The following is a 5,785-nucleotide window of genomic DNA, read 5'->3' as shown; positions in this document are numbered from 1 at the left end:
GCCGCCGGCCGGCGGGCCGCCCCGCGCCCGCCCCGCCGCGGCGGGCCGGCGCCGGCCGGCCCGACGGCCGTCTCTACTCGTGGTCCGCGACGCTCAGTTCGCTCCGGCGTTAGCCTTCGCGATCAGCTCCGGCAGCTGGGTGAGCGAGTCGATCCGGAAGGTCGCACGGTCGGCTGCGGGGTCGTGCTGCTGAATCCAGCCCCACGGTCCCCGGCGGATCAGCGCGGTCTGCATCCCCGCACGGGCGGCGGGCAGGACGTCGTTGTCCAGGCGGTCGCCGACGTAGAGGATCTCGTCCGGCTCAGCCGGAACGGCTGCGGCGACTCGTTCGAAGAAGGCGGGATCCGGCTTGCTCGCGCCCCAGTCGTCGGACGTGCCGATCAGGTCGACGTCGTCGGAGAACAGCTGGCGAAGGATCGTCCCGGCCCGCACGGTCTGGTTTCCGGCGATGGCCAGCCAGAGGCCGTCCGCCCGGAGCCGGGCCAGGGCCGGGCGGACATCGGGATACAGATCCTCCTCGCCGAACGTCTCGGGCTGACCGGCCGCCGCCCGCTTCTCCCGTTCCTCGTGCAGGTCGAAACCGGGGCGGAAGACCTGGAAGGCCTCGCGGTAGTCGCGCCCCTCGGCGATCACCGCCCCGAACTGTGCCACGAAGGTGTGCCGAGGCACGCCCAGCCAATCCGCCCAGGTGCCGTACTCCCGGGTCTCGTCCACCAGGCACTCGCCGACGTCGAACACCACTGCGCGAATCATGCCGACAGCCTAGCCAAGCCATCAGTCCAAGCTCGGCCGGCTGACGACGGGTGTGGCCCCTGGGGACATCGGACGTTGCCCTGGCGTACCTTCCGCCGGAGGTGCGGGGTCGAACAGACTGGGAGGGACTGTCGCCGATCCCTCGAAGGGGCCTTTCCTGTGCGTGCCCATGACTCCGGTAGTGCGTTTGCCGCCGACCGACGACCGGGCCGTAGCAGTCGGCCCGCGGCTCCCGCCCGGTTGCCGTCCGGTGCCCGGGCGGTGACTCCGGCGACGCTCACCGCCATGCAGCGGGCCGTGGGCAATGCCGCGGTGAGCCGGATGCTGGAGCAGGAACAGGAGCAGCACGAGCACGCCGCGGCCGACGTGCAGCGGTCCGCCGTCCACGAGGTGCTGAGGAGCGCCGGCACGCCCTTGGCCGACGGGATCCGGAGCGAGATGGAGACGCGGCTGGGTGCGGACTTCTCCGATGTCCGGCTGCACACGGGTGCGACCGCCCGGGAGTCGGCGGCGGGGATCGGCGCCCGCGCGTACACCTCGGGCAGCCACATCGTGCTCGGCGCCGGAGGGGGCGACAAGCACACGCTCGCGCACGAGTTGACCCACGTCATCCAGCAGCGCAGCGGCCCTGTCGCGGGCACCGACGACGGGACGGGACTGCGGGTCAGCGACCCCTCCGACCGCTTCGAGCGCGAGGCCGAGGCCAACGCCTCCCGGGTGCTGTCCCGGCCGCTCGCCCGGGAGTCCGAGGCGGAGCACGCGGCGCACGCGCACGGCACGCAGGCCGTCGGGCCCTCGGTGCAGCGGCGCCCTGCGGCGAAGCCCGCCGGGGAGGAGGGCGACCACACCCACGTCGACCCGGACTATCCGGGGTTGCGGCTCGTCCTGGACGAGAAGCTGACCAAGGAGTACTACGAGAAGATCTACCAACTCGCGGGCTCCGAGGAGCGCGTGATCTTCGACGAGGACGGCAGCTACGGGTACATCAAGGTCGACGACGACCTGGAGACCTACTACAAGCTCGTCAACATGGAGGTCGGTCCGGAGCAGGCGCAGGCGGACCTGAGCGGCCACTTCTCCCGGCAGCGGGACACCAGCTTCCACGTCCGGGCGGGCGCCGGGGCCTTCCAGGGTGCGCAGATCGACCAGTTGCAGGACTTCGAGGCGCAGGGTGTGCGTTCGGGCCAACTGGTCGAGGTGAGCGTCGCGTTGCTGCAGCAGGCCAGCGGCCGTGCGCAGACCGTGGCGGGCGGGCTCGTCGAGAAGCGGCTCGGCGCCGCCGTCACCGGCATGAAGAACAGCGCCGCACTCGAACCGATCAAGATCCGGGTCGACGGGGGCGGCATCAGCATCCAGGACGGAAACCACCGCCTGGGCGCGGCCGTTCAGCTGGGGCACGCCTACGTGCCGTGCAAGATCGCCTGACGGGGGCTGCCGAGTCGGGGCGACCCGTAGCGGCTCGCGGCCGGCCGGTCGGCGCCTTGCACTTCCGCAGTTCGCCGCACACTTCTACCGTTGCGTCATGCGGCGTGTTCTGATGGATCGTTCGAACCCGGGCGTGCTCGACCTGGTCCTCGTGGAGCGGGGCGGCTCGCTCCGGTACGCCCTCACGGCCGCGCTCCAGAGCGTGATCGCGGCACCGGTGCTGTTCCTGTACGGTGCTCTCTTCTCCCTTCCCCTCGACATCGGCATGCTGTTCGCCGGCACCGGATGGGGCCCGGTGTGGGCGGCGGCCGGGATCGCCGGTGGGGCGTGCGCGGTCATCGGGTGGGCGCTGATGGTCCGCCTGGTCTTCCGTACCGTGCACCGGCTGCGCTTCGCGCCCTCCGCCGAGCCGGCCACTGTTGTCCTCGTCCGGGGGGCCCGGGCGGACCGGCCGATGCCGGTCACCGAGGTGCGACGGATCCGGATCGACCACTCCACCGAGGAGCCGTACGACGGCGACCCGCGCCCGAGGTCCGTCACCATCACGCTGACCGTCCTGCTGGAGCGCGGCGAGCTCCCCCAGCGGCCCCTGCCCCAGGACACCGACACCACTGCGCTCCACCGCGAGCTGCGCGAGGCCCTCCCTCCCGCCGTCGAGGTGGACCTGCACGTCAGCCACCACCAGCGCCCCGCACCGCCGCCCCCGCCCTCGGTCTCGGACCGGCGCTCGTGGAACCACTTCCGGTACGGGCACGGCGGTTCGACCGGCGGCGTGGGCGGCGGCTGAGCCTGGCCACCGGCTCCCTTCGCCGACCTCGACGGGGCCACCGTCGAGAAGGGCGGCGGGGGCGGCGCCTCAGTGGCGGTGGTGGTTGTCGGGTTGGGCCGGGTCGCCGGGGTGCTCCAATCCCTCGACGAGGGTGAGGCGTTGGGCGCGCTCGTGGTCGAGCCAGCGGACGAAGGCGGCGCGGCGGGCGGCTTCGGTCAGGTCGGTGGTGGGGTCGCGCTCCTCCGGGGTGGTGCGGACGGCGAGGAGGGCGGCCGTCCAGGGGCCGGCGGTGACCCAGGTACCGGGCGGGGCCTCGCGGAGGGCTTCGGCGAGGGCGGCGGGCAGGGTGTCGGGGTCGGCCTCCAACTCGCCGTCGGGCAGGGCGAGGTGCCAGACGGCCGACGGCGGGCGGGTGGTCAGGGTGCGGTAGTGGGCGACGTCGGCGGCGGAGGGTTCGACGTCGGCGGTGACCACCGCGTAGACGGCCCGGACGGCTGCGCTGCCCTCGTAGGCGGCGGCGGTGATGGAGCCGAGTTCGACGGCGGCCTGCTGGTCCAGGCGGGCCGGGCCGGTGGACCGTACGGGCAGGTCGCGCTCGGCGGCGACCGCCTCGCACAGCGCCTCGGTCAGCAGCACCTGGGCGACCCAGCGGGTGAGCTGGCGGTCCTCCGAACTACCGGGCTGGGGCAGGGCGGTGGAACGCGGGCCGGTGCGGAGGGCGGCCAGGCGGTGGTCGAGGGCGGTGCGCGGGAGCGGCCGGCCGTCGAGCAGACCGAGGGTCATGCCTCCACCTCCAGGGCGACGGTCGGGGCGTACTGGCAGCGGCCGAACCACATCACCTTGGCCAGCGCCCAGTACGCGCCGGGGTCGGTGGATTCGGGGGCGGCGATCTCGAAGTCCACGGTCGAGGACGATCCGGCCGCCACGGTGAAGCCGCGGACCGGGTCGGCGATGGCCTCCCAGGTGCCCCAGGGGGAGACGAGTTGCAGTTCGCCGCGGATCTCGCCGCGGGTGCGGTTGGTGAGGGTGAGGCCGAGCGTGGTGCGGCCGCCCGGGGTGACGCGCAGGGCCTCCTCGGAGACGGCGACGTCCAGGCCGGTGTCGCGGCCGGTGGTGGCCTTGGTGCCCTGGGCGATCGTCCAGTCCTCGGGGGTGTCGCCGGGGACGGGCAGCAGGCCGGGGAGGTCGCCGACGGCGATGGTCACGACGTCCTCGATCTCCTGGCCGTCGTGCACGATCCGGACGGCGGCGAAGTGCAGGCCGGGCAGCGCTTCGGCGGGCGGGGTGAGGGTGACCGGGAAGCGCAGGTGGCCGCCGGGCTCCAGCCGGTAGGGGCGGCTGCCGAGGCTGGTCCGCCAGCCCTCGGGCGGCAGGACGACGGCCGTGCCCTCGACCGCCGCGTCGCGCAGCTGCGAGGACAGGGCGACGGAGAGTTCGACCGCCTCGCCGTCCGTCCGCAGCAGGCCGGGCGAGGCGCCGACGGAGACCGGCAGGTAGCCGAGCGGCGCCGGGCCCCGGTTGTGCAGCCAGTAGCGGGCGTGGACGGGCTGCGCGGGTTCGGCGACCGGGCCGAGGACCGGGCCGCCGGGTTCGGCGGCGACGCCGGGGGCGGCGAGCAGGGTGGCGATCTGCGAGCCGGCGAGGTCGACGCGTTCGACGGCCTCGCCGAGGGGGCGTTCCAGCAGGTCGGCGGGCCGCAGGTGGCTCAGCCCGAGTGCGCCGCCGAGTTCCGCCGTGCGCCCGAGGCCGGTCGACTCGACCAGCCGGACGGCGAGTTCACGCCCGACGGCCGCCGCCGAGCCGTGCGCGATCGGGTTGCCGGCGGGCTTGAGCGCGCCGAGCAGGACTTCGCGCTGCGGTTCGATCCGCAGCCAGGAGAGGGTGGCCGGCAGCGGGCCGTCCTGCGGCGGCGCGATCCGGGCGTAGAGCGGGTGGTTGAACTCCTGACCCTGGGCGGGCAGGGTCTGGCTCCGCCAGTCGCCCGGGCCGCCGACCAGTGCGTAACTGAACTCGTGGGTCCAGTGCTGGAGTTGGAAGGAGGCGCCGTCGGGCAGGGTGCGCCGGGGCGGGTCGATCCAGACGCCGGAGGGCCAGCCGGTGCAGGAGCGCATCAGCGAGAGGTGCAGGGCTCCGGTGGTGTCGACCGCGAAGCCGGGCAGGCCGAAGCTGAGCAACGCGACGGTGTGGTCGGCGAGTTGGTCCACGACCTCGGACGGGCAGACGGCGCCGATCCGGGCGTCGGCGAGGTCCGCGACCAGCGCGGCGGCGTCCGCGACGACCAGCGCGGGCAGTGCCCGCAGGTCCCGCAGGTCGGCGCCGGGCTGCCAGACCTCGGCGAGCGGGGTGAGCGCGGGCACCCAGACCGCGCCGTGCGTCTTGAGGACGCTCGCGTACTCCTCGCCGGCCCGCTCGATCAACTCCCGGGCGGCGTCGTTCTCTTCCGGCCCGCCGAGGACGATCCGGAAGTCGGGCAGGTTGGAGTCGACGTCCAGCCAGCCGTACCGGGCCCAGTCGGCGCCGGAGGTGGTGGCGGTGACGCCGACCCGGGCGAGGGCGACCACCAGCGGGCGGGCGTCGGCGGCGTCGTCCAGGCTCGGGACGACCACCTCGGCGACGCCCAACGCCCGCTCCCCCAGCGGCGATCCGGCCGGGTCGGACAGCACGGCGCGCGCGGTGGCGCCGAGCCCGAACCAGGTGTTGGCCGGGTTGTCCAAGGTCCACGGCGCCTCGGCGGAGTCGAGGGGGGGGGGGGGGGGCGCACACCCCCCCCCCCCCAACCCCCAACCACACAACCCACCACCCCCCCACCGCCAGCCCGGAGGCGGCAAGAACCCCAAC

5 protein-coding genes are annotated in these 5,785 nt (G+C 74.3%); 2 read left to right on the top strand and 3 right to left on the bottom strand.

The genetic code is table 11. From position 1 onward, the window contains the following. Positions 1 to 93: 93 nt before the first annotated feature. Positions 94 to 753, bottom strand: coding sequence for an HAD family hydrolase (locus ACFV61_RS17325; RefSeq protein WP_380492449.1), 660 nt, complete (start codon positions 751 to 753; stop codon positions 94 to 96). 285 nt (positions 754 to 1,038) lie between these two features. Here ACFV61_RS17325 and ACFV61_RS17320 point away from each other — a divergent pair, with 285 nt between their 5' ends. Both ACFV61_RS17320 and ACFV61_RS17315 read left to right on the top strand, forming a co-directional pair. Beyond that, positions 1,039 to 2,178, top strand: coding sequence for a DUF4157 domain-containing protein (locus ACFV61_RS17320; protein ID WP_380492447.1), 1,140 nt, complete (start codon positions 1,039 to 1,041; stop codon positions 2,176 to 2,178). Positions 2,179 to 2,275: 97 nt separating this feature from the next. Beyond that, the gene (locus ACFV61_RS17315) at positions 2,276 to 2,965 is read left to right on the top strand and encodes a hypothetical protein (protein ID WP_380492445.1); all 690 of its coding nucleotides are present in this window, start codon (positions 2,276 to 2,278) and stop codon (positions 2,963 to 2,965) included. 69 nt (positions 2,966 to 3,034) lie between these two features. Here the strand turns inward: ACFV61_RS17315 and ACFV61_RS17310 are convergent, their stop codons facing one another. Both ACFV61_RS17310 and ACFV61_RS17305 read right to left on the bottom strand, forming a co-directional pair. Further along, complete coding sequence (locus ACFV61_RS17310) at positions 3,035 to 3,730, bottom strand: hypothetical protein (protein ID WP_380492443.1); 696 nt, start codon at positions 3,728 to 3,730, stop codon at positions 3,035 to 3,037. Continuing rightward, on the bottom strand, positions 3,727 to 5,661 hold the full coding sequence (locus tag ACFV61_RS17305) for an NEW3 domain-containing protein (RefSeq protein WP_380492441.1): 1,935 nt from the start codon (positions 5,659 to 5,661) through the stop codon (positions 3,727 to 3,729). The genes ACFV61_RS17310 and ACFV61_RS17305 overlap by 4 nt, the downstream gene beginning before the upstream one ends. Between the last annotated feature and the right edge of the window lie 124 nt (positions 5,662 to 5,785).

Origin of the sequence: Kitasatospora sp. NPDC059817 (genome assembly GCF_042731835.1) — a bacterium.
Lineage (GTDB): Bacteria > Actinomycetota > Actinomycetes > Streptomycetales > Streptomycetaceae > Kitasatospora.
This window is presented reverse-complemented; position numbering and strand designations above follow the sequence as displayed.